Below are 20,562 nucleotides of genomic sequence, written 5' to 3'. Positions count from 1 at the left end.
CCTGGCTCCCACGGCTGCACCGTTACATGTGCCGGCGCCTTTATTCCACTTCCATGCTGATTTTGCTGCCTTCTCCCAGCGGTTCAGCCGGCGTCACGATCAAACGGCGCGGCACGCGCACGCGAATCTCCGGCACGTGGCTGATCACACCGATGGTAAAGTCCTCCATGCGCAGGCGTTCCAGCGCGTCCATCACCACTTCCAGCAGCTCGGGGTCCAGCGTCCCGAACCCTTCGTCCAGGAAAAAGAACTCCAGGCGGCCGCCGCGCATCTGGATTTCCATCGAAAGCGCCAGCGCCAGCGCGAGCGACGTCAGGAACGTCTCCCCGCCCGACAGTGTACTGACGGGACGCCGCAGGCCTCCGGCTCCTTCGTCGCGCAGCACGAATTCGCCTTCGTCGCCGATCTCCAGCGCGTAGCGGTTCTTGGTCATCCGCTTCAGGTGATGGGAGGCGTCGCGGGCAATCGAGGCCAGCTTCTCTTCCGCGATAAACTGGACAAACGCTTTTCCTTCCAACAGCTTTTTCAATTCCTCCAGCCTGCTCAGCTCGTCCGTCTCCGCCTCCAGCAGCTTTTGCAGTTCCTGCCACTTGCCGTGGTTCTCCTCGATGGAGGCATACGCCTGCCGGGCGACCGCCACCTGTTCTTTGGCTGTGTGATACGCCTGTTCCCACTCGTCCCAGGCCTGCTTTGCCGCCTGCCAGTCCTCGCTGCTGACCGTACGGCCGTCCAGCGCCTGCACGAGCCGCTCTTCGTCGTAGCGGAGACGGGCCCATTCGCTTTCAAAGGCGGCAAGCCGCTCCTGGTACTGGGGCAGCAGTTCCTTTTCCCCGTACAGTTCCCTGACGCGTTCGGCCGTGCCGATGCCGCTCTCCATGAGCGCGCGCTGCAGTTCTTCCGCAGCCTCTGCCCGCTGCCGGGTAAGCACGGCGTACATCTCCGAATGCTTGACCAGATCGCTCTGCACCCGCTCCCTCGCCTCTGCAGTCTGTCTGCGCCGCTCTTCCGCCGCCGTGAGCGCCTCGCGCAGCGCCGACAGGGACCGCTCTATGAGAGTGAGCCGCTCGCTGGCCGGCGTGCCGCCGGTTCGCTCCTGCCACTGGGCCTGTTTTTGCTCCCACAGCCGGTTTCGGTCGTCATGCCGTTCACGCAGGGTAGCTTCCCGGGCCAGCAGTTCCGCGCGTGCCGATGCAGCCGCTTCCCGGCGGCTGCGCAGTTGCTGCATCTGCGCTTCCTGTTCGGAGCGAATCTGCTGCAGCCGGTTCGTTTCCCGGTCTTTTCGGCCAATCTCCGCAAACTGCCGCTCGATCTCCTCCACCGGCAGGTCGCCCCGCTTCGCATCGAGCGCTTCTCTTGCCTGGGCGACCCGGAAATCGGCCGCTTGCATGCGCTCCCGCATCTCCGCCTGCTTGCGGTGAAGCTGCTCCGTCAGCACGGTGATCCGTTCGTAGCGGCGGCGCTCTTCCGCCTCCTGTTCACGCAGCGCATCCGCCTGCTGCTGCAGCCGTTCCCGCTCGGCTGCAAGCTGTTCCCGGCGAGCGGCCTGCTCCCGCAGCGCGGCGTCTTCCCGCCGATAGGCTTCCAGCAGTTCCTCGATGCTGCCCGCTTTCCACTTGTCGCCGTAGCTTGCGCACTCCTGCCGGACGGCAGTGATTCGCTGTTCCAGCGCTTCCCGCTCTTCCCGCAGCACGTCCTGGCGCTGTTTCACGGCACTTTGCTCTGCCTTGGCCGCCTGCAGCGCTTCATAGGCGGTCCTGAGCTGCCGCTCCGCTTCCCGGAGCGCCTCCTCCACAGCTTTTGCCCGCTCGCGCAGTTCACGGCCGTCCTGTTCGCCGTTTGCGCTGTCGGCACTGCCGGACACCGCCCGGGGATGGTGCGCCGAACCGCAGACCGGACAGGGTTCGCCCTCCGCCAAACGCTCGCGGAGCAGGCGAGCCATGTTTGCTTCCTGCCAGCGCTCCCATTCCTCGCGAAGCCGGTCACGCTCCGCCTGCAGTTGGGCGAGACGCACGTCCTCCTTCTGCCACGCCGCCTCCAGATTACGGCAACGGGCTTCAGCTTGTTCGCCTTCCCGCACAGCGGCCTGCCACTTCTCCTGCCAGCCGGCCAGCTGCTGAAGCAGGTCCCGCCATTGGCGTCCCAGCTGCTTGATCTGCCCCAGCGTATCGCGGGCATGCTCCCATTCCGCGTCCGACATCAGCGGCTGTGCGTGTTGCACGTCCAGCTGTTTGCGCACCTCAGCCAGCCGAGCCGCGCTTGCTTCCCAGCTGGCGCGCAGTCTCTCTGCCTCGGCAGCTGCCTCCTGCTGCTCCCGTTCCACGCTGGAAAGCTCGGCCTCCAGCTCGCGACGCGCGTTGATCTCCCGTTCCCAGTGCTGTTTGGCCTCCCGCGCTGCCGTCAAGCGATCGCGCCACTCCGGCGTCACGACAGCCGCAGCCAGCTGTTCGGTCAGCTGCTGCCACTCGCGTTCTCCGTCTTCAAGTGCCGCTTCCACCTCGGCCAACTGTCGTGTTGTCCCGGCCAACTGCTCGCTTACCGCCCGCTGCTCCCGCTCCAGAACGGTTAACTCGTCTCGCAGCGCCGCCAGCTCTGTCTCCCACTCCGCGGCCTGAATCAGCCTGCTTTTTTGTTCGATCAAGAGCGGCTCTTCCTGCATGAGCGCGCTCTGGCAGCGCTGGTACTCGCTCTCGGCTGCTTCGTGTGCCTGTCGGGCAGTTTCTTGTTCGCGGCGGCTCTGCTCCAGCTTCTGCGCCGCTTCTGTCCACTCTGCCTCCAGCCGCTCCCACTGCTGCACCAGCGGCCAGAGGCGCACGCTGGCCTCCCATTCGGCGATCCGGGCCTTCCACTCATCCGCTTCCGTCTGCCGGGCCATCAGCGTGTCCAGCCGTTGCCGCACGCGCTCAAGCTCCTGCTGCCACTGGTAGAGCTGTTCCATTTCCTTTATTTTCTCAGCCAGCTCCTGCTTTTGTTCCGCGTAGACCTGCTCCTGTCGGGCCGCTTCCTCCAGCGCTTCCCGGGCCGCTTGCAGCGCTGTCGGGCCGGCATCGCCCAAGGACGCCGCCTCCAACTGCAGCTCGTGCAGCCTTGCCCGCGTCTTCTCCAGCGCGGCGCGCACACTTTCATTCAGCTTTTCTCCGTAGATATGTAAATGAAACATCCGCTGCAGCATCTCGTTTCGCTCGCTGCCCTTCAACGTCAAAAAGCGGGAAAACTGCCCCTGCGGCAGCACCACGGCGCGGGTAAAGTCCTGCAGCGTCAGGCCGATCAATTCCTCGACGGCCGCTGTGGCCTCCTTCGCTCTGGACTCCAGCACCACGTCCTGTTCGTCCGGCGTTTGACCGCATTGGATAAGCCGCACCTCCGGGGGACGACGTTTGCCCTTCTTGTCCAGGCCAAATTCCCGCTCGATCGTGTACCGCCGCCGTTCGCCCGCTTTGCCCAGTTCAAAGGTAAACGAGACGAACACCCGCTGCTCCAGTTGGTTCAGCACATCCTTGGGATGGCTGCCCCCTCCCTGCCGGACGACCTGTCCGTACAGGGCCAGCGTGATGGCATCGAGAATCGTCGATTTGCCGCTCCCGGTCGGGCCGAAGATCCCGAACAATCCGGCCTCGCAGAGCGTCTCAAAATCCACTTCCTGCATCTCCCGATAGCTGTGCAGGCCGGCCAGCTTCAAGCGTATCGGCTTCATCCCGTCTCCTCCTCCCTGGATTCTTCCGTCAGCAGGCGGAGAAAGAGTTCGACCAGCCGCTCGTCAGGCTGCGCGCCCCGCCTGCGCTCGAAAAAGCGGCGAAAAAGCTGGTCAGGCTGCAATTCCGCCAGCTCGGTCCGCGTTTCTTCCTGCGCTTGTTCCCGCTCGCTCTGCACCACCACGCGCCGAATGCTGACAAAATCGTCGCTCAGTTTGCGCAGCCGCTGAAATTCGGCGGGATCGATCACTTCTGACACGTGCAGTTCCAGATCGATCCATGCGCCCGCGTCTCGTCCTTCTTCCAGCCAGCGTTCCACCTGGGCGATGCCCTCCGTCGCCTTCCAGCGGGCGAGCGGCTTGCCGCTTTGCAGGTAGACGATCTCTTCCCGCACTTCTCCGCCTGGAACGATCTCCACCAGTACGACAGCCTTGCTTTGGCCGGCTTCGGAAAAACTGTACGCCAGCGGCGAACCGCTGTAGCGGATCAGGGGGCGCTCCCCCAGTTTTTGCAGGCGGTGCAGGTGGCCAAGCGCCACGTAATGGGCCTGCGGCGGGAAGGCATCCGGTGAAACGGTCAGCGCCCCGCCGATCTGAATCGGCCGCTCCGATTCGGTTTCCTTGCCGCCCATGACAAAGAGATGGCTCATCACCAGATTGACGGTATCCTCGCGAAACCGGCCGGCCAACTCGGCAAACAGCGTCTGAATCCGCTCGGAAAAGGCGAGCTGCATCTGCTCCGGCGTGAACGTCTCGCTCACCAGCTCTTTCAGCCGCGATTCCGACGGATACGGCAAAGCCAACACGACCGCGTGATGGTCGACATCCGGCACAGCCAGCTCCAGCCACGACGGCCCTCCGTCCACGACGCGCACGCGCTGTGGCGATGCCTCCGGCCCGGACAAAAGCGGCGCTTCCTTGGGCAGGCCGAGCAGGACGATCCCGTGCTTGGAGGCGAGCGGTGCGGCCGCGCGTACACGCTCCGGCTGGTCATGGTTCCCGGCAATGACGATCACGCCGCGCCTTCCCCCCGCCGACAACCGCTCCAGCGCTTCGTAAAACAGCTCTTCCGCCCAGGCCGGCGGATTGACCGAATCGTACACGTCTCCGGCGACCAGCACCAGGTGGACTTCCCGCTCGTCCGCGATCCGGCACAGCTCGTCCACAAACGCAGCCTGCTCCGCGCGTCGGTCGCGTCCTTCCAACTGCCGCCCAAAATGCCAGTCGGCCGTATGTAAAATGCGCATGCTTTCACCCTTTCCCGATCATGTGTTTGCTTTTATTGTAACAAAAGCAAAGCAGGACGCGGCAAGAAAAAGCTGCTGTGACTGTTTGCCGGGCATCTCCGTCCGCCGGTTCCTGCGGTAAGGAGGGATTTTTCCGACCAGAGCGGAAATCATCGCCTCACAAGCAAAAAGCCGCACACTCGGCATACGGCCGAATGGCGGCTTCGCTCGTTTTCACTTGTCAGTGACGAACAGTGGACTTGTGCGGCTGTTTGAGCGACTGCACGCACATGTAACTGATGACGCCAAACAGACAGGTAATGACCAGCGAGTGGAACAAGGTCGCGTACAAATGCAGTTGGAACAGCACGACCAACCCGCCGCTCAGGATCTGCAGCGCCGTCAGCACGAAGGCCAGGATGCTCGCCACGTACAGGTCGTGCCGCTTCTCCTTGAAATGGCGAACGGCGTAGATCATGGCGCCCAGGACCAGCAGGAACAGCACGGCAGCAGCCGCCCGGTGTGCGAAGTGAATGCCGGTCTGACCCACCAGGTCGGGAATCAGCCTGCCCTGGCAGAGAGGCCAGTCACTGCATCCCATGCTGGAACCCGTATGGCGAACATAGGCGCCCAGATAAACGACGCCATAGGCGTACGCGGTCACACCCCAGATGTAATTGCGAAATCCCTTGGAGACGGGCATCTGCACCCATTTTTCCCGCTTGTCCCGCTGCAGCACAAACAGGCTTAACAAAAAGACACCGGTGAAGGCCAGCAGGGAGAATCCAAAATGCAGCGCGAGCACCCCGGACGACTGCGGCCAGATCACCGCGGATGCTCCCAATATGGACTCCAGGACGATAAAGAACACGCCAAAAATGGCCAGGTTGCGCACTTCCCGGTTGCCCCGGTAGTGACGCCATGCCATCACGGAAAACACCCCGACCACGATGCCGGCAATCCCTGTGACAAACCGGTGCATGTATTCAATCAACGATTCCAACGTGTATTCCGGGACCCATTTGCCGTTGCAGAGCGGCCAGTCGTTCCCGCATCCCAAACCCGATTCGGTCTTTGTTACCAGCGAGCCGCCAATCATCACGCCCAACATGACGAGCGTGGCAACGACAGCCAGCGTTTTCAGCCATTTTTCCATCTGTGAACACCTAGCTCGAATAAATTATTGTTGTCCCTCTTTACAATAGTAAAACATCCCCCGCCATGCAAGGGATGTTCCGTTGCCATTTGTGAGCGTTAAGTGTCAAAAGTTCGCGATCATCGTGCTGACGACGACGGCCGCGCAGAATACGGTCAGGTACAGAATGGAAAATCCGAACAGCTTGCGCGCCCACGCCAAGTCATCCTTGGTATGGAAGCCCTGATACAGAAATACGATGTACAGCACGCCCATGACTGCCATGACTGCCAGATAGAGGTAGCCAACGTTGCCGTACACGAACAGCAGCAGCGAGGCCGGCAGCAGCACGGAGCCCCACAGGAACATCTGCCGTTTTGTCTCGGCAAACCCTTTGACCACTGGCAGCATCGGAATGCCGCCTGCTCGGTAATCTTCCGTTTTCAGCATGGCCAACGCCAGGAAATGGGGCGGCTGCCACAGGAACAGAATCAAAAACAGCAACCACGCGCTCGGGTCCATGTTGTTGGTGACCGCCACCCAGCCGATAACCGGGGGAGCCGCACCGGAAACGCCGCCGATAACGGTGTTCAGAGTGGTGACGCGCTTGAGCGGTGTGTAGATCAACACATAGAAAATATGACCGATCAAGCCCCACACCGCTGCCAACGGGTTGGCAAAGACAGCCAGCACGACCAGACCAACAAGCAGGAACACAATACCGATCAGCAGCGCATGACGGGGGTGAATGCGCCCGGCCGCCAGTCCGCGGTCCTTGGTGCGTTTCATCTTTTGATCTAGCTCACGGTCGTAGTAGTTGTTCAGTGCCGCACCAGACATGATCACCAAGGCGGTGCCGAGCATGGTGAACAGTGCCAGTTTCCAATCGGGAAAACCGTGGGAAGCCAGCCATAGACCGGTAAATGTAGCCATCAGGTTCGACATGGTGATGCCCGGTTTGGTGAGCTGCACGTAATCGCGCCAAGTAGCCTGCTGCACCGGTTGGGGCGGCATGGCGGAATCGGTATTGAGCGATTCCTGCATCGTCACTTGCTGGTCCACGTTTCGTACCTCCTGTCTCATTTGTGCAAACATCCCTTTACATGGGCATACCGCTTCTGACGAGGAAGCGGCGGCCCGAATCTCTCACACATATTCGTTTCGGCGAATAAATCAGCTTACATTGTAACGAAACTAGTCCTGACAAGTCAACCTGCGAGGTGCGAGAGTGCGCCCGCAACTGTGGTTGCGCTGCGATTACCGTCATTGTATCAGAATAAGCAAATCCAAAACGCCGATATTCTTGACAAAATTTCAACAGGCGCTTATTTGCCGAAGATGACGTCCAGCACCCCGGCTGTTTCACCGCCCGGATATATCAAGTACAGCAAGGTGTATACGGTTACGCCCGTGATCGCTGAGCCAAACCAGACTATCGAAGTCCAGGGGCCGATTTTTTTGTGCTTCGCGTACTGCTTTTTGTACCCGTAGTAAAGAGTAACCAGTCCCATCACGCCCCCCACCGTGGCCAACACAATGTGGAAGAGCAGAAAAATTTGATAAAAGATGCGAATGTTGTCCGGACCGCCAAATTGCGTATTGCCCACGAAGGCAGTACGGGACACGTAAGTGATAAAGAAAAGGGTGGCGAAAATGGCCGCCCATGTCATCAGCTTGATGTGCGTTTCCGTCCGGCGGCGGCTGATGTAGTACCAGCCGAACGCGACAAGAATGCCGCTGATGGCAATAAAAGACGTACTGATGGTCGGGAGAATGATCGACATGACTTACACCTCAAATTGTCCGCTAATGTCTGTTATGCGTTTCCCTGATCTGCGCCGGACGCAGCCAGATCGCCCAATTGCGGTCTGGGCGCCTGCTGATCCATTGGCAAATCGTTTTGTTTCTCCTGCTTGTACCATTGGAAGAAGATGTATGCCAGCACTGAGCTGTATACTCCTTCCTGCACCAGCTTCATGATGATGCCGCCCAGGCGCTGATCCGCAAAGGCGGTATGGCTCGGAAACAGCAGCGGCGCATTCATGTAGCTTTGATACAGCGGTTCACTCGCGAAAATGATCAGGGCACAAGACGGCGTAATCAGGACGCCATTGAGGAACAGATACGCCACTTTCCGCAGTCCTTCCAACGGCTTCTCCTGCACGGGAAGCGGGTTCACGATCGGCCACCACATGCAGAAGGCAGCAAGAAAGATCACCGCGTGAATGGCGTTCATCCAGTTGTGGTTCTGGGCTGCATAGTCCAGAACCTCCGGAAAGTGATAAAAGGAAAGCAGGCTGTTGAACAGAAGTGCTGCTACCACCGGTCGGGTGCAAAAACGAAGGACGGCCTGCATCCCCCGGTTGCGGAACATGACAGCCCACAGCCAGCCCGGAATGCCCAGCATGATCATTGGCGGCAGCGCAATGAACAACAGCGCCATCTGCAGCATGTGCATGCTGAACAGGTAATGGTGCCCCAGGTAGTTGATCGGACTGCCTGCTGCCGCGTATAAGATCACCATCGCCAGGACAAAGACGGTCTTTTTCTTCCCGGTCACTGGCTCTGCGCCATCAAAGCGGCTGCGCAGCGGTCCGGTCACCAGAAAGTACAGGATGACCAAAAGCAGGGTGATCAGCAGGACTTCCGGATTCCACAGATCGGAAAACGAGCCGATCCCCGTATCGGCCGCGTTGTGATGCTGATGGTGGTTATGCATGTATCCCTACTCCTTTCTTACTAGAAAGGGTGCCCTCCATTTAAACTTCATTATACCGCGAATTTGCGCTTTCTTGGTCTTGTAAAAATGAACAAACTCGCACAAATATTCGGCTGTTGGCAGCACGTCCACTGTCGGCCACGCCCCTGCCCGCGTCGCGTTTTGGAGCGGACATCATCCACTTCTTTGCTGGGCGTCAAGAGAGCGAGCGGGCCCGATCACCCATGCGCCACGGACTTTGTCTACATGCTAAAAGGGCAGACTTTTTCGTCTGCCCTTTCTTCTGTATCAATTTGTTACACCCATACCCACAACACGAATACGATCACGAATGCCAGCACGAAGAACACACCGGCAAAAATCGAGATGCGCGCAAACTCGTGTCCCTTTTGGTCCATGTGCATCCAGAAGAACAGCTGGAACAGTGCCTGAACAAACGCCAGACCGATGATAAAGGGTACGGTAAAGCCGCTCGGCACTACCTCATACGCGACAGCGATGAAAGCGAGGGCGGTGAGCACGAGGGAAGCGATAAAGGCGACAATGTGGTTCTTCGCCCTTTCCTTTTTCACTTTGGGTTTGCGTACTTCTTCATTGTGCGTATGTGCTCCCATCGATTATCCCACCTTTCCACCGATCATTCCCATGAGATAGACCACGGTAAAAATGAACACCCACACGACGTCGATGAAGTGCCAGTACAGGCTGGCGACGTAAAACTTCGGAGCGGTCACCACTGTCAGGCCTTTTTTCACAGCCGCCAACTGCAAGGTGACAATCCAGAGAATCCCGAACAGCACGTGGCCCCCGTGGAAGCCGACCAGCGTGTAGAACGCCGAACCAAACGCGCTGGAGGAAATCTTGTGTCCTTCATGGTAGTAGTGCATAAACTCGTAAATCTCCAGACCGAGGAAGCCAAGGCCAAGCAGGACCGTCACGGTCAGCCAGGCCTGCAGCTGTTTCAGGTTCTTCTTGTGCATTGCCAGCACCGCGAACACGCTGGTTAGCGAACTGGTCAAGAGCAGCAGGGTGGCAAGCGCCACGAGCGGCATGTCGAAGAGCTCTTGCGACGTAGGGCCGCCGTTGTTCTGATCGCGCAGAGCGATGAATGTCGCGAACAGGGAACCGAAGAGAATGGTTTCCCCGCCGAGGAAGAGCCAGAAGCCAAGGATCTTGTTCTTCCCTTCCAGGGTGGCTTTTTCCGGTTCGTCAGGCAGAACCGCATGTACGTGATGTGTAGCCATTACGCCTTAACCCCCTTCTCTTCGATCTCATCCGGTTCAATGTGATAGCCCGGGTCGTCATTGATCGAACGCAGCAGCATGCACGCAAAGGTGATTGCCAAGCCGATGACGACGACCACGTAGTTGTGATACATGAACCCGAAACCGGCGATAAACAGTCCCACAGACATGACGAACGGCAGGAAGGAACCGGATGGCATGTGGATGGAGCCCAGCGGTTCGGCCGGAGTCATGCCTTTGTTGCCCGCCATTTTTTCTACCCACAGTGCGTCCAGACCGCGTACCAGCGGCGTTTGCGCAAAGTTGTACTCCGGCGGCGGAGACGGAATCGACCATTCCAGCGTGCGGCCATCCCACGGGTCGGCCGGAGCGCGTTTGCCGCTTTTCGCGGTAACGGCTACGTTCACCAGGAACAGAATCGTACCGATGCTCATGCCAAATACGCCGATCGTACTGATAAAGTTACCCAATTCCAGACCTTGACCGGCCAGGAAGGTGTAGACGCGGCGCGGCATCCCCATCAGACCCAGGAAGTGCTGCGGGAAGAAGGTCAGGTGGAACCCGACAAAGAACGTCCAGAAGTTCCATTTCCCAAGCGTTTCGTTCAGCATTTTGCCGAACATTTTTGGCCACCAGTAGTAGAGGCCGGCAAACAAACCAAATACGAGACCCCCTACGATTACGTAGTGGAAGTGTGCGACGACGAAATAGCTGTCGTGGTATTGGTAGTCAGCAGGCGGATTCGCCAGCATTACACCAGTCATACCGCCAATGGTAAAGGTCGGAATGAATCCGACGGCGAACAGGTTTGCCGCGGTGAAACGGATTTGACCGCCCCACATGGTGAACAGCCAGTTGAAGATTTTGATACCGGTCGGCACCGCAATCAACATCGTCGCCAGACCAAACAGAATGTTGGCAATCGGCCCCATACCGACAGTGAACATGTGGTGCGCCCACACCATGAAGCCGAGGAAACCGATCAGCGCGGTCGCGAATACCATGGAGCTGTAACCAAACAGACGCTTTCTCGAGAAGGTACTTACGACCTCAGAAATGATACCAAACGCAGGCAGAATCAGGATGTACACTTCGGGGTGACCGAAAATCCAGAACAGATGCTGCCAGATCAGAACGTTACCGCCGGCATCCGTGTTGAAGAAGTTACCCCCAAACAAGCGGTCAAACATCAACAGTACCAGACCGACGGTGATCGCCGGGAATGCGAACAGAATCAAACCGGAGGTCACGAAGGACGCCCAGGTAAACAGCGGCATGCGCATGAAGGTCATACCCGGCGCGCGCATGTTGATGATCGTCACCAGGAAGTTGATACCACCGATCAGGGTACCAAGACCGGCGATTTGCAGACCGAGCACGTAAAAGTCGATCCCGCGTCCGCTGTATTCATTGAGGGCCAGTGTCGTGTAAGACGTCCAGCCCGCGTCAGGCGCACCGCCCAAAAACCAACTGGTGTTGAGAAGCACGCCACCGAAGAAAAAGAGCCAGAAACCGAGTGCGTTGACAAACGGAAACGCAACGTCACGCGCACCGATTTGCAGCGGTACAACCGCATTCATCAGGGCGAAAATCACTGGCATGACCGCCAGGAAGATCATCGTGGTGCCGTGCATGGTAATCAGTTCGTTAAACGTCTTGGCACCGACGACGTTAAGCTCCGGATACATCAATTGCAAACGAATCAGCAGGGCCTCAATCCCGCCGGCCAGGAAGAAAATCCCGCCGGCAATCAGGTACAGGATCGCGATTTTCTTGTGGTCCACTGTCGTGAGCCAATCCCACAGCCCTGACCGCTTGGGTGCATGAGAAGCATGTGCAGACACGGTTTTACCTCCTTTTTTGCGTCACTGCCTCATGACGGTCACTTACTGTTTGTTACTGTTCTGTGCCTCGTCCTTCACGCTGAGCGTGTACAGGTAATCAACCAGCGCATTCACCTGATTATCATCCAGGTTGAGGTTTGGCATGGTGTTGCCCGGCTTCATGCCTTGCGGGTCTTTCAACCACTCTGCGAGGTATTGCGGTTCGTTCGGTTTAATGCCCGCCACGCGCATGCGGTCGGCAAAGTTGGTAAGGTTCGGCCCCAGTTTTCCGCCTTTGCCGCCTACAGCGTGGCAGCCCAAACAGCTCTTTTCGAAAATAGCTTGGCCTTCTGCGGCACGGGCGGTAGCATTCTGCGGTTCGGCAGTCTGCGCTGCTTTCATTCTCTGTACCCACTCGTCGAATTCGGCCTGTTCCACTACGTCCACTTTGAAATCCATCAGAGCATGGGACGTCCCGCACAGCTCGGCGCATTTGCCGTAGAAGGTTCCGGTTCTGTCGGCCTGCAGCCACATTTTGTTTTCCATACCAGGGTTGGTGTCCATTTTACCGCCCAGCGCCGGAATCCAGAACGCGTGGATCACGTCGGCGGTGTTCAGGGTGAATTGAATCTTTTTGCCCACCGGCAGCACCAGATCCTGCGCGGTAGCTACGCCGAGATCCGGATACTCGAACTCCCACCAGAACTGGTGAGCGGTTACGTTAACTTGAAGCGCTTCCTTATTGTCGTATTCTTTGGAAAGGGCGAAACCGGTGGTGACTGTCGGGATAGCCATGATGATCAGAAGCAGGAACGGAATGGCCGTCCAGATGATCTCCAGCGTGTGACTGCCCTCCACCTGTTTTGGAATGCCCTCTTGTCCTGGGCGCTTGCGATAACGAATAAGGACATAAGTCAAGATCAGCATAACAACGATAAAGACGCCGGTCATGATGAAGAAGGACAACTTCATCAGATCGAACTGCATTGCTGCAACCGGCCCCTGCGGCTTGAGCGCGGAGAGCTCTTGGATGCCGCAACCGGTAAGTGTCAGCGCCAACAACCCAAACAGGAAAAGCTGACGCCAAAACTGTTGCCAACTCTTCATACCATTGAACCCCTCTTTCCTTCGTGTTGGTAACATTCCGCCCACAACTGCCGTGCAGCCGAATGTTTATTCGTACTCCTTTGTCTGTCAACCATCACTCCGCCTGCTGCTATCCCTCACTATAATACCCAATGCTGAAAAGTATTAGCAACCGGAGCGCGACAAACAAATAGAGCCAGGGCCATTCCCTACACCTACCTATACTGGTAACCTCTTTAGTATACAAAAATTTCTTGCAAGCTCCCATGCCATTTGTAATAAATCTGTTAACAAATTTATGAACAATTTTGTGAAACTATTTTTTAATGGGTTGACAAGCAGGGGATGTAGCGTGTCCTCCAGGAAGTTTTTGCGTCCATCGGCAAAAAAGCCCTTCGGAAAGACATCTTGTCTTTTCCGAAGGGCTTCGCTCGTCACGCCTTTTCCGCTCGTCCGCTCCTGATCAGCCAGAGGTGCTGCAGGTATTCAGCCACGCCGAGCAGGATGGCGGCAAAACCGGCGCCAATGGGGGCGATCCGTGCCCCGGGCAGGACAAAGGCGCTCAGGTTGACGATGAGGAAGGCGGCGATAAAATCGACCGCCGTGCTCAGCCACAAGGTGCCGGGCCTCAGCAGAAACAATTCCAGCACATGTCCGGCAATGGCAAAAACCAATCCCACACCGATCGACTGATAGAGGGAGGCGTAATTCAATTCCGGGAACAGGGCGTCGGCGAGAACGACCACTGCCGGGGAGACAAACAGCTTTAGGAGCAAACCGGCCACCAGCATCCTTCCTCCTTCTGTTGGACTACCATCAGTATGTCCGCCGCTGCTGCCGATTAACCCGCCGAAAAGCCGCCGCTCTGCCCTGCAGCGCAAACCACCCGCAGGGGTAACGGTCGCCGCCCAATCGGCACTGCTTTTCGCCTGTGAAAGCCTTCTGTTACGCCGCTTCCTGCCGCTCCTGCCGCGGATACGCCAGCGTCACCACCAGACCGACGACTGCCAACAACGCCAGTACGACAAAGATCTGATGCAGCCCGCCGGCCAGCGCTTCCCGCGCCGCCTGCAGCACGTCTGCCGGCAAGTGTCGGGCCGTCTCCGGGTTGAGGATTTTGTTGACGTCGATCCCCTCCGTCCCCTGGATGCCTCGTACCGACTGGTTGAGCATCAGACCGAACAGGGCGATGCCGATCGTCTGCCCCAGCGTCCGGATCAAGGTGTTGGTCGCCATCGCGGCTCCACGCAGGTTCCAACCGACGGACAGGACAGCGCCGGTAAACGAGGTAAAGGCAAAGCCGAACCCGAACCCGACGATAAAGGTGATCACAAACAGCACCACGTGCGGCGTTTCTGGCGAAATGAACGCCAGCCAGAGCGTCGCTGCAATCAGGGCGATTACCCCGATCAGCGAGGTGGTGCGAATCCCGATGCGGGCCAGCAGCCGGCCGCTCCACGCCGCTCCCAGCGGCCAGCCGATCGACATCGGAATCAGCGTCAGGCCGGAGCCGGTCGCGCCCTGACCGTAAACCCCTTGAATCCACATCGGCAGATAAAAGGAGACGGCTACCAAGACAGCCGACAGCAAAAAGCCCGCCAGATTGGCAACGCTGATGGCACGGATGGAGAACAACTGCAGCGGCAGCATCGGTTCAGGCGACTTTTTCTCGATGTAGAAAAACAGTGCAAGGCCGCATGCAGCTGCGACCAGCAGTCCGATGATCAGCGGCGAATCCCAGGGGTGATCCGTCCCGCCGCTCAACAGCGCGTACAGCAGCGCGGTCATGCTGAAGGTAAACGTCGCCACTCCTGCATAATCGACATGCTTCCGTTTCTTTTCGATCTGCTCGTGCAAATACATCCCGATCAGCGCGATGGACACAAGCCCGAACGGCAGATTCATGTAAAAGATCCAGTGCCAGGAGACGTAGTCTACCAACAGGCCCCCGGTCAGCGGCCCCAGGATGCCGGAGATGCCCCAGATCCCGCTCATCCACCCCTGCACTTTTCCCCGCTCTTCAAACGGATAGATGTCCCCGATAATCGTATAGGTAATGGTGATAATGGCGCCAGCGCCCATCCCTTGGAAGGCGCGGAACAAGATGAGCTGTTCCATCGTCTGGGACAGCCCCGACAGCACCGAACCGATCAGAAACAGGCTGGCCCCGATGCTGAACACAATCTTCCGTCCGTACAAGTCGGCCAGTTTTCCGTAAATCGGGGTGGTGACCGCCGACGTCAGCAGGTAAATGGACACCACCCAACTGATCAGATGAAGTCCTCCCAGATCGCTGACGATGGTGGGCATCGCCGTGCTGACAATCGTCCCTTCGATCGCGGCCAAAAAGGTGGCGATCATCACGGCAATGGTCACATTGCGCTTGTTTGTCACGCGTTTCATCATAGCTCCTCCACTCTTGCTGTTGCCGGCGTTTTTTCCCGCCGGTCATGAACCTGCCCGCGGGACAGCCTTAGGCTATGCGATGACACAAAACGAACGACCTGTGCCGCCAGTAATCTCGAGGCCCAGGTCGCCATGCACGCGCGCCCACGCTGTTCCTATTGGCTCGCTTTCTGCTTCGCCAATACGGGGTCGAACAAGGTCGGGCCGTACTTTTTCTCCAATCCGTTTATCCACTCGTCTTCGTATTTGGCACGGAACTGGCCCGCCAGTTTATCCTTGATTTTCTCCCGCACCTGTTCCAGAGCGGGCACGGGATTGCCCAGTTTTTCCTTGTTCTTTTCGTAGTATTCCTTGATGTGCTCTTCCGTCACCGGATACGCCTTGTCAAACAGCTTGTCTTTCAGCATTACGATTTTCAGCGCTTCCCGGAACGTCTGCTCGTTGTACCCTTTCTTTTCCAACGATTGGCGGAATGCTTCCTCCGAACCAAGCGACTCCTTCAGCGCCTCCACCTGTTTGTTCAGTTCCGCTTCGTCAATCGTGATGCCCTGCTGCTTCGCTTCCTGGGTGATCAGCGCATCCGCAATCAATTGGTCCATGACCCGTACTCCGTACTTGTGTCTCAACGCGTCGCTGAATTGCGACTCGGTGATCGTCACGTCTCCCACCTTGGCGACAGCCGGATCTTCCGACTCTCCCTGCGAAAGACCCACCACTGCCAGCGCCAGCAGCAGCACGGCGGCAGCCAGGATGGATACATCAAACTTTTTCATCAGGTCGTCCTCTCTTTCTTCCTTTGCACTTCTTACGCCTTTATGTCCATTATGTCATTATAATAGAGTGCAGTTGCGGAAGAAAGATGGAAACACGCTTCCACAACCTTTCCACAAAGGTGACGATTCTGTGACACTCTTGTAATCTTATAAAAAATACTTGGCAAACAAAGCGGAAATGATGGAGGCAAGCACTGGCCCCAATACCGCCCAAATTTGCAAAAACCGCTCCTGCTTTCTCCCCTTGTCTCCCTCGATCATTTTGGTAATATGTTCCATGTCAATTCTGTCGTGGTCCAACAATTTCAGGATAAAGTCCTTGTCCGTGATCCGTTTCAGTTCCAGCTCCGTCTGCAATTTGGTGATTGCCTGCAGCAGTTCGGCCCGAACCTCCTCCATCCTCTCCAGGCGGTGTTCGATGCGCTCCAGCCATGTGGTCGCCACGGACATTTTTCCTTCCAGCTGGTCAATCCGTTCCTCAAACTTGTCCAGGCGTTGATAAATCCGCTGCGCGCTGTCCGTCTCATTTTTCCCCGGCGTCATGGCTCCCACCTCCTCCAGCCTCCTCTTCTTCTACTCTTTATGTATGACAAGCAGCCGTGCTTTGCTTGTACCGCCGCCCCTTGGAGCAGCAGCAACAACAAAACAGGCCCCTCCCATCAGGAGCCTGTCGACAGCCGGGAAAACAGAGGCGCGCGACTGCGGACGTTCCTCACGATTCGATCCAGCGAAAGAGCGGCTCCAGCGCCCTGCTTGCATCCTGGTAACCCAGGTTGTACAAGTCCAGCAGACCGGCCGGATTGCGTTCCACTCGACGGATGCGAACCGGTTGGCTTGGCGTAATCACGAAAGCCCGCTTCTCCTCGCGCAGCGACCTGATCCGTGCCAGTGCCTCATTGTATCGGCGGTGATGATCGAACAAGACGCGCACCAGATTTTTGTACCGGGGAAACAATCGCTCTCCCAGCCAGGACAGGTTGACCGGCTGCCGGACGTACTCTTCCGTCCCTGTTCGCACGACAATGACCCGTTCGTTGCCATCCTGAAGCGACTTTTCAATCGGGATTGGGTCGGCCAGCCCGCCGTCCAACAGCGTCACCCCCTGGTACTGCACCACCCCCGACAGCAGGGGAATGCTGCAGGAAGCACGCACCGCCAGCAGAAATTCCTTGTGCTCGTCTTTGGAAAAGTAGACGCTCTCCCCCGTCTGGAAGTTGGTGGCCGCGACCACCAGCTTTTCCTTGGACTGGGAAAAGACATCAAACGCCAATGGACGTACGTGCCTGCGGATCTCGTCAAAGAGACAGTCCAAGCCCAGCATGCAGCCGTAGCGGAACAGGTTGCGCCACGAAAAAAAGCGCATGTCGCACAGGTGTTCAATGTAGATCGACTTGCCCAGTCCTTTCTCCCGCGCCAGATACGTGAGTGCATTGCAGGCGCCTGCCGAGACGGCCACCACGTACGGGGCGATCAGGCCATGTTCCAGAAAGCAATCCAGCACACCGGCCGTGTAGATGCCTCTCATCCCGCCTCCCTGAAGCACCAGGCCAAACCTGCTCATGCTGCGTCCTCCCTTCCGTCGAGACGGTATCTTTTCGTTAGTATTTCTGGGATGTACACAGACATGCACGGGCAGGCGGTCGTCAAAAGAGTGAGCGGGCACCGTCACACATGCGACCACGAACTTTGTGCAAAAAACAAAAGCACCGTCTGCCATCGACGGTGCTTGTCGTTTTCTCGATACGATTCGGCCCGGCTGCTCCGGACTTATTTCCCCATCTAACGCTCACAAGAGAAAGTCGTTACTTCACCGCGACCAGCAGAAACCGATACGCGGGTCACCACCTAGGATAAAAATTGAAAGAAAACGAAGCCGACGCAGGCTACATTCAACAAAAAGGTAATGCCCATCCCGAGCATCATGCCCTGAAGAATGCCGGTTCGCTTGCGAACCACCATCGCGGTCACGACGATTACCGGCAGCATGTAAACGAGCTGGCTGACCCCGATGAACAGAAAGGCTTCCGGATAAATAAACAACAGCAGATGCAGCAGGGCCGTGATCCCGACCCCGATCCACACATCGGTGGCGTGATTTACCGGCTTGTCAGACATGTCTATCCTCCATTTGCCGTTCGTCTCGTAACGCTTTCAGCACCTCTTCCCTTCCGTCCCGATAGAAAAGGTTGTAGGTGTCAAACGGAATGATCCGCCCGTCGGGATGGACGATGTGGACGCACGACTTCTTGACCGAGCGGACGTCAAAATTGTGCGCGTCCAAAAACTGCATGATGATGACCCGAAACACGTTTTCATACCCGATCGAGTCGGGCAGGGCCACCTGCGGCAGACAGCAGAGCAGACTTCGCAGCGACAGCGCCGATGACTGCGGTGAATGGCTGGTGGAAAACAGGTGGAAGATCCGTTCTTGGAGTGACTGGTCCTGCTCAAACACGATCGTGTTGCGACCGCCCTCCAGCAAAATCTGCGGATCAATCAGTCCCGTCAGCGGGATGACGTTTCCGTTCAGCTTGAGCGCATACCCCATCGCCAGACAGTCGGGATGACAGGGAACAGGGATGATGTCCTCCGCCGCAAATACGCCGGACTGTTCGATGATCTTCTGCCGCACTTCGCTTAGCGTCAGCCGGTCGCGGGAGGGGTCAAACGCCTCCGTCCGTCCGGCCGCCTGAATCGGCTGAAAGGTGACGCCGCGCACGGCAGGCTGCTCCAGCCCGTACTGGATCACCCTGCCGATTTCCCCGTCGTTCACTCCTTTTTTCAGCGTCACCACCAGCGTGGTGGAGATGTTGAACTCATTCAGATGCTCGACGGCTTTACGGCGAATCTCCCGCAGGTCGGCGCCGCGCAGATTCATCAGCGCCTCCTTTTCCAGACTGTCAAACTGCAGGTAGATTTCAAACCCCGGCATGTATGCCGCCAGCCGCCGGACGAACTCCCGATCCTGCGCGATCCGAATGCCGTTGGTGTTGACCATCAGGTGACGAATCGGCCGCGCCTTGGCCATGTCCAATATGTCAAAAAACTGCGGGTGAAGCGTCGGCTCGCCGCCGCTGATCTGAACGATGTCGGGCTCCCCTTCGTTGCGGACGACCGCATCCAGCATCCGCTCAATCTCCGCAAGCGAGCGCCAGGTAGTCCTATTTGGAGACGATTCCGCGTAACAGATAGGGCACTGCAGGTTGCAGTGATCTGTCACTTCCACCAGCGTCAGGCAGCTATGCTGTTCGTGATCCGGGCAGAGCCCACAGTCGTAGGGACAGCCGTAGCGAATCGGCGTGTTCCACACCTGCGGCATCTCCGCCGGTTTGAGGAATTCCCGGCAGCGTTTGTAGTAGTCGACGTCGGTGGAGATCAGCACCTTTTCCCGCCCGTGGCGCGGGCAGTGTTTCCAGAGATAGACCCGCCCTTCCTCGAAGATGACTTTGGCTTCTGTCTTGCGCAGGCATTGGGAACAAATGCTGTTGGTCAGTTCGTAGAAAAGATACGGTCTGTTTTTCGGCATGGTTTACTCCTTTCCGTGCAGCGGCACACTCTTCCGACGCGGCCACTTCCGCATGAGCGACATGTAATAGGCAAGTCCGGCCAGACACGCCAGTTGGATGTTGTTCAGTCCCAGGTAGACGTGCGGCGTCGGTTTGATGAAATCGACGAGAAAACGGAAACTCAGATAGCCAAACATGAAGCACTGAAACAGCGCCCCCTCGGGCAGTTCCCATCGGCCAAGCCTTCGCCTCCGTTTGACTGCGAGCAGAAAGACAGCCAACAACCCGAGAAAAGTGATTTCGTACAACTGGGTCGGATGTCTGGGCACACCGTCGCCGAAATCCACGCCGGTGATCCAGTCGGTGGGGATGCCGTGGGTATGATCGTCCAGGCCTGTCAAAAAGCAGCCGATCCGGCCAATCGCCATGCCGGTGATGAGGGGAAACACCATGTCGTCTCCGGTGGATTGGCGCAGACCGATCCAATGTTTTGTCAACTCCACGCCAATCAAACCGCCCAACAGGCCGCCCACGATCGTCTTGCCTCCCATGATATACGTCCATTCGTTCCAATGGGTCAGCGTCCTCGCCGGATCTTCCAGCAAAAACAGCAGTTTGGATCCGATAGCCGCTCCCAGCGTGGCCCCGACCAACACCCAAAACGCCTGGTTGACGGGAATTCGCCCTTTGCGCCGCGTCAGCAGATAGAGCCGAAAGCCGATGAAATACGCCAGCGCCTCAAACACAAAGTGCGGATGCAGCCGCAGCAGACCGACGTCAATAAAAACTGGAAAGGTCATGAATATCATCCTGAAAAATTCAATATCAACCATATTAGACGATATTATATCAAGAAATCACCATAGACACACAAAAACTTCCATCCGCCGTCACCCGCTGGTGCCGTTCCCGTCTGCTGACCAGATTCCTTGACTCGCGCACAAATCCCAGCAGCA

The 20,562-nt window shown here is 57.7% G+C and carries 18 protein-coding genes; all 18 read right to left on the bottom strand.

Annotated features, from left to right (window positions below; genetic code table 11):
- Positions 1-40: 40 nt before the first annotated feature.
- Positions 41-3,691 carry an AAA family ATPase gene (locus tag KDN35_RS12490; RefSeq protein ID WP_212132843.1) on the bottom strand — a complete coding sequence of 1,217 codons (3,651 nt, stop codon included), beginning with the start codon at positions 3,689-3,691 and terminating at the stop codon, positions 41-43.
- A complete protein-coding gene (locus KDN35_RS12485; protein ID WP_171566252.1) occupies positions 3,688-4,935 on the bottom strand; it encodes a metallophosphoesterase family protein in 1,248 nt (415 codons plus the stop codon). The genes KDN35_RS12490 and KDN35_RS12485 overlap by 4 nt, the downstream gene beginning before the upstream one ends.
- Before the next feature lie 220 nt (positions 4,936-5,155).
- On the bottom strand, positions 5,156-6,070 hold the full coding sequence (locus tag KDN35_RS12480) for a COX15/CtaA family protein (RefSeq protein WP_171566253.1): 915 nt from the start codon (positions 6,068-6,070) through the stop codon (positions 5,156-5,158).
- Positions 6,071-6,175: 105 nt separating this feature from the next.
- Positions 6,176-7,111 (bottom strand): heme o synthase, encoded by a 936-nt coding sequence (cyoE, locus tag KDN35_RS12475; protein WP_171566254.1) that lies wholly within the window; start codon positions 7,109-7,111, stop codon positions 6,176-6,178.
- 263 nt (positions 7,112-7,374) lie between these two features.
- Positions 7,375-7,833, bottom strand: a complete 459-nt coding sequence (locus KDN35_RS12470; protein ID WP_171566255.1) for a DUF420 domain-containing protein — start codon at positions 7,831-7,833, stop codon at positions 7,375-7,377.
- A 32-nt stretch (positions 7,834-7,865) separates the two neighbouring features.
- Entirely contained in the window at positions 7,866-8,768 is a 903-nt protein-coding gene (locus KDN35_RS12465; protein ID WP_171566256.1) for a cytochrome c oxidase assembly protein, read from the bottom strand.
- Between the two features lie 296 nt (positions 8,769-9,064).
- The gene (locus KDN35_RS12460; RefSeq protein ID WP_212132842.1) at positions 9,065-9,382 is read right to left on the bottom strand and encodes a cytochrome C oxidase subunit IV family protein; all 318 of its coding nucleotides are present in this window, start codon (positions 9,380-9,382) and stop codon (positions 9,065-9,067) included.
- Positions 9,383-9,385: 3 nt separating this feature from the next.
- Positions 9,386-10,012 (bottom strand): cytochrome c oxidase subunit 3, encoded by a 627-nt coding sequence (locus KDN35_RS12455; protein ID WP_171566258.1) that lies wholly within the window; start codon positions 10,010-10,012, stop codon positions 9,386-9,388.
- Complete coding sequence (gene ctaD, locus KDN35_RS12450) at positions 10,012-11,856, bottom strand: cytochrome c oxidase subunit I (protein ID WP_171566259.1); 1,845 nt, start codon at positions 11,854-11,856, stop codon at positions 10,012-10,014. Before ctaD ends, KDN35_RS12455 begins: the two co-directional genes overlap by 1 nt.
- Positions 11,857-11,898: 42 nt before the next feature.
- Positions 11,899-12,942, bottom strand: coding sequence for a cytochrome c oxidase subunit II (gene coxB / locus KDN35_RS12445; RefSeq protein WP_171566260.1), 1,044 nt, complete (start codon positions 12,940-12,942; stop codon positions 11,899-11,901).
- Positions 12,943-13,355: 413 nt separating this feature from the next.
- Complete coding sequence (locus tag KDN35_RS12440) at positions 13,356-13,712, bottom strand: hypothetical protein (protein WP_216369454.1); 357 nt, start codon at positions 13,710-13,712, stop codon at positions 13,356-13,358.
- 154 nt (positions 13,713-13,866) lie between these two features.
- The gene (locus KDN35_RS12435) at positions 13,867-15,324 is read right to left on the bottom strand and encodes an MDR family MFS transporter (protein WP_212132841.1); all 1,458 of its coding nucleotides are present in this window, start codon (positions 15,322-15,324) and stop codon (positions 13,867-13,869) included.
- A 158-nt stretch (positions 15,325-15,482) separates the two neighbouring features.
- A complete protein-coding gene (locus KDN35_RS12430; protein ID WP_171566263.1) occupies positions 15,483-16,100 on the bottom strand; it encodes a SurA N-terminal domain-containing protein in 618 nt (205 codons plus the stop codon).
- A 147-nt stretch (positions 16,101-16,247) separates the two neighbouring features.
- A complete protein-coding gene (locus KDN35_RS12425; RefSeq protein ID WP_171566343.1) occupies positions 16,248-16,643 on the bottom strand; it encodes a hypothetical protein in 396 nt (131 codons plus the stop codon).
- Positions 16,644-16,812: 169 nt separating this feature from the next.
- The gene (locus KDN35_RS12420; RefSeq protein ID WP_171566264.1) at positions 16,813-17,661 is read right to left on the bottom strand and encodes a patatin-like phospholipase family protein; all 849 of its coding nucleotides are present in this window, start codon (positions 17,659-17,661) and stop codon (positions 16,813-16,815) included.
- Positions 17,662-17,945: 284 nt separating this feature from the next.
- Positions 17,946-18,215 carry a hypothetical protein gene (locus KDN35_RS12415; protein ID WP_171566265.1) on the bottom strand — a complete coding sequence of 90 codons (270 nt, stop codon included), beginning with the start codon at positions 18,213-18,215 and terminating at the stop codon, positions 17,946-17,948.
- Entirely contained in the window at positions 18,208-19,626 is a 1,419-nt protein-coding gene (locus KDN35_RS12410; RefSeq protein ID WP_212132840.1) for a radical SAM protein, read from the bottom strand. The genes KDN35_RS12415 and KDN35_RS12410 overlap by 8 nt, the downstream gene beginning before the upstream one ends.
- A gap of 3 nt (positions 19,627-19,629) precedes the next feature.
- Complete coding sequence (locus KDN35_RS12405; protein WP_212132839.1) at positions 19,630-20,406, bottom strand: prolipoprotein diacylglyceryl transferase; 777 nt, start codon at positions 20,404-20,406, stop codon at positions 19,630-19,632.
- Positions 20,407-20,562 lie beyond the last annotated feature (156 nt).

Origin of the sequence: Brevibacillus sp. NL20B1 (assembly GCF_018195675.1) — a bacterium.
Lineage (GTDB): Bacteria > Bacillota > Bacilli > Brevibacillales > Brevibacillaceae > Brevibacillus > Brevibacillus aydinogluensis.
This window is presented reverse-complemented; position numbering and strand designations above follow the sequence as displayed.

Coding starts and splice junctions, on each gene's coding strand:
- KDN35_RS12490 (WP_212132843.1), bottom strand. CDS start 3,691: ATGAAGCCGATACGCTTGAAGCTGGCCGGCCTGCACAGCTATCGGGAG.
- KDN35_RS12485 (WP_171566252.1), bottom strand. CDS start 4,935: ATGCGCATTTTACATACGGCCGACTGGCATTTTGGGCGGCAGTTGGAA.
- KDN35_RS12480 (WP_171566253.1), bottom strand. CDS start 6,070: ATGGAAAAATGGCTGAAAACGCTGGCTGTCGTTGCCACGCTCGTCATG.
- KDN35_RS12470 (WP_171566255.1), bottom strand. CDS start 7,833: ATGTCGATCATTCTCCCGACCATCAGTACGTCTTTTATTGCCATCAGC.
- KDN35_RS12465 (WP_171566256.1), bottom strand. CDS start 8,768: ATGCATAACCACCATCAGCATCACAACGCGGCCGATACGGGGATCGGC.
- KDN35_RS12460 (WP_212132842.1), bottom strand. CDS start 9,382: ATGGGAGCACATACGCACAATGAAGAAGTACGCAAACCCAAAGTGAAA.
- KDN35_RS12455 (WP_171566258.1), bottom strand. CDS start 10,012: ATGGCTACACATCACGTACATGCGGTTCTGCCTGACGAACCGGAAAAA.
- coxB (WP_171566260.1), bottom strand. CDS start 12,942: ATGAAGAGTTGGCAACAGTTTTGGCGTCAGCTTTTCCTGTTTGGGTTG.
- KDN35_RS12440 (WP_216369454.1), bottom strand. CDS start 13,712: ATGCTGGTGGCCGGTTTGCTCCTAAAGCTGTTTGTCTCCCCGGCAGTG.
- KDN35_RS12435 (WP_212132841.1), bottom strand. CDS start 15,324: ATGAAACGCGTGACAAACAAGCGCAATGTGACCATTGCCGTGATGATC.
- KDN35_RS12430 (WP_171566263.1), bottom strand. CDS start 16,100: ATGAAAAAGTTTGATGTATCCATCCTGGCTGCCGCCGTGCTGCTGCTG.
- KDN35_RS12425 (WP_171566343.1), bottom strand. CDS start 16,643: ATGACGCCGGGGAAAAATGAGACGGACAGCGCGCAGCGGATTTATCAA.
- KDN35_RS12420 (WP_171566264.1), bottom strand. CDS start 17,661: ATGAGCAGGTTTGGCCTGGTGCTTCAGGGAGGCGGGATGAGAGGCATC.
- KDN35_RS12415 (WP_171566265.1), bottom strand. CDS start 18,215: ATGTCTGACAAGCCGGTAAATCACGCCACCGATGTGTGGATCGGGGTC.
- KDN35_RS12410 (WP_212132840.1), bottom strand. CDS start 19,626: ATGCCGAAAAACAGACCGTATCTTTTCTACGAACTGACCAACAGCATT.
- KDN35_RS12405 (WP_212132839.1), bottom strand. CDS start 20,406: ATGACCTTTCCAGTTTTTATTGACGTCGGTCTGCTGCGGCTGCATCCG.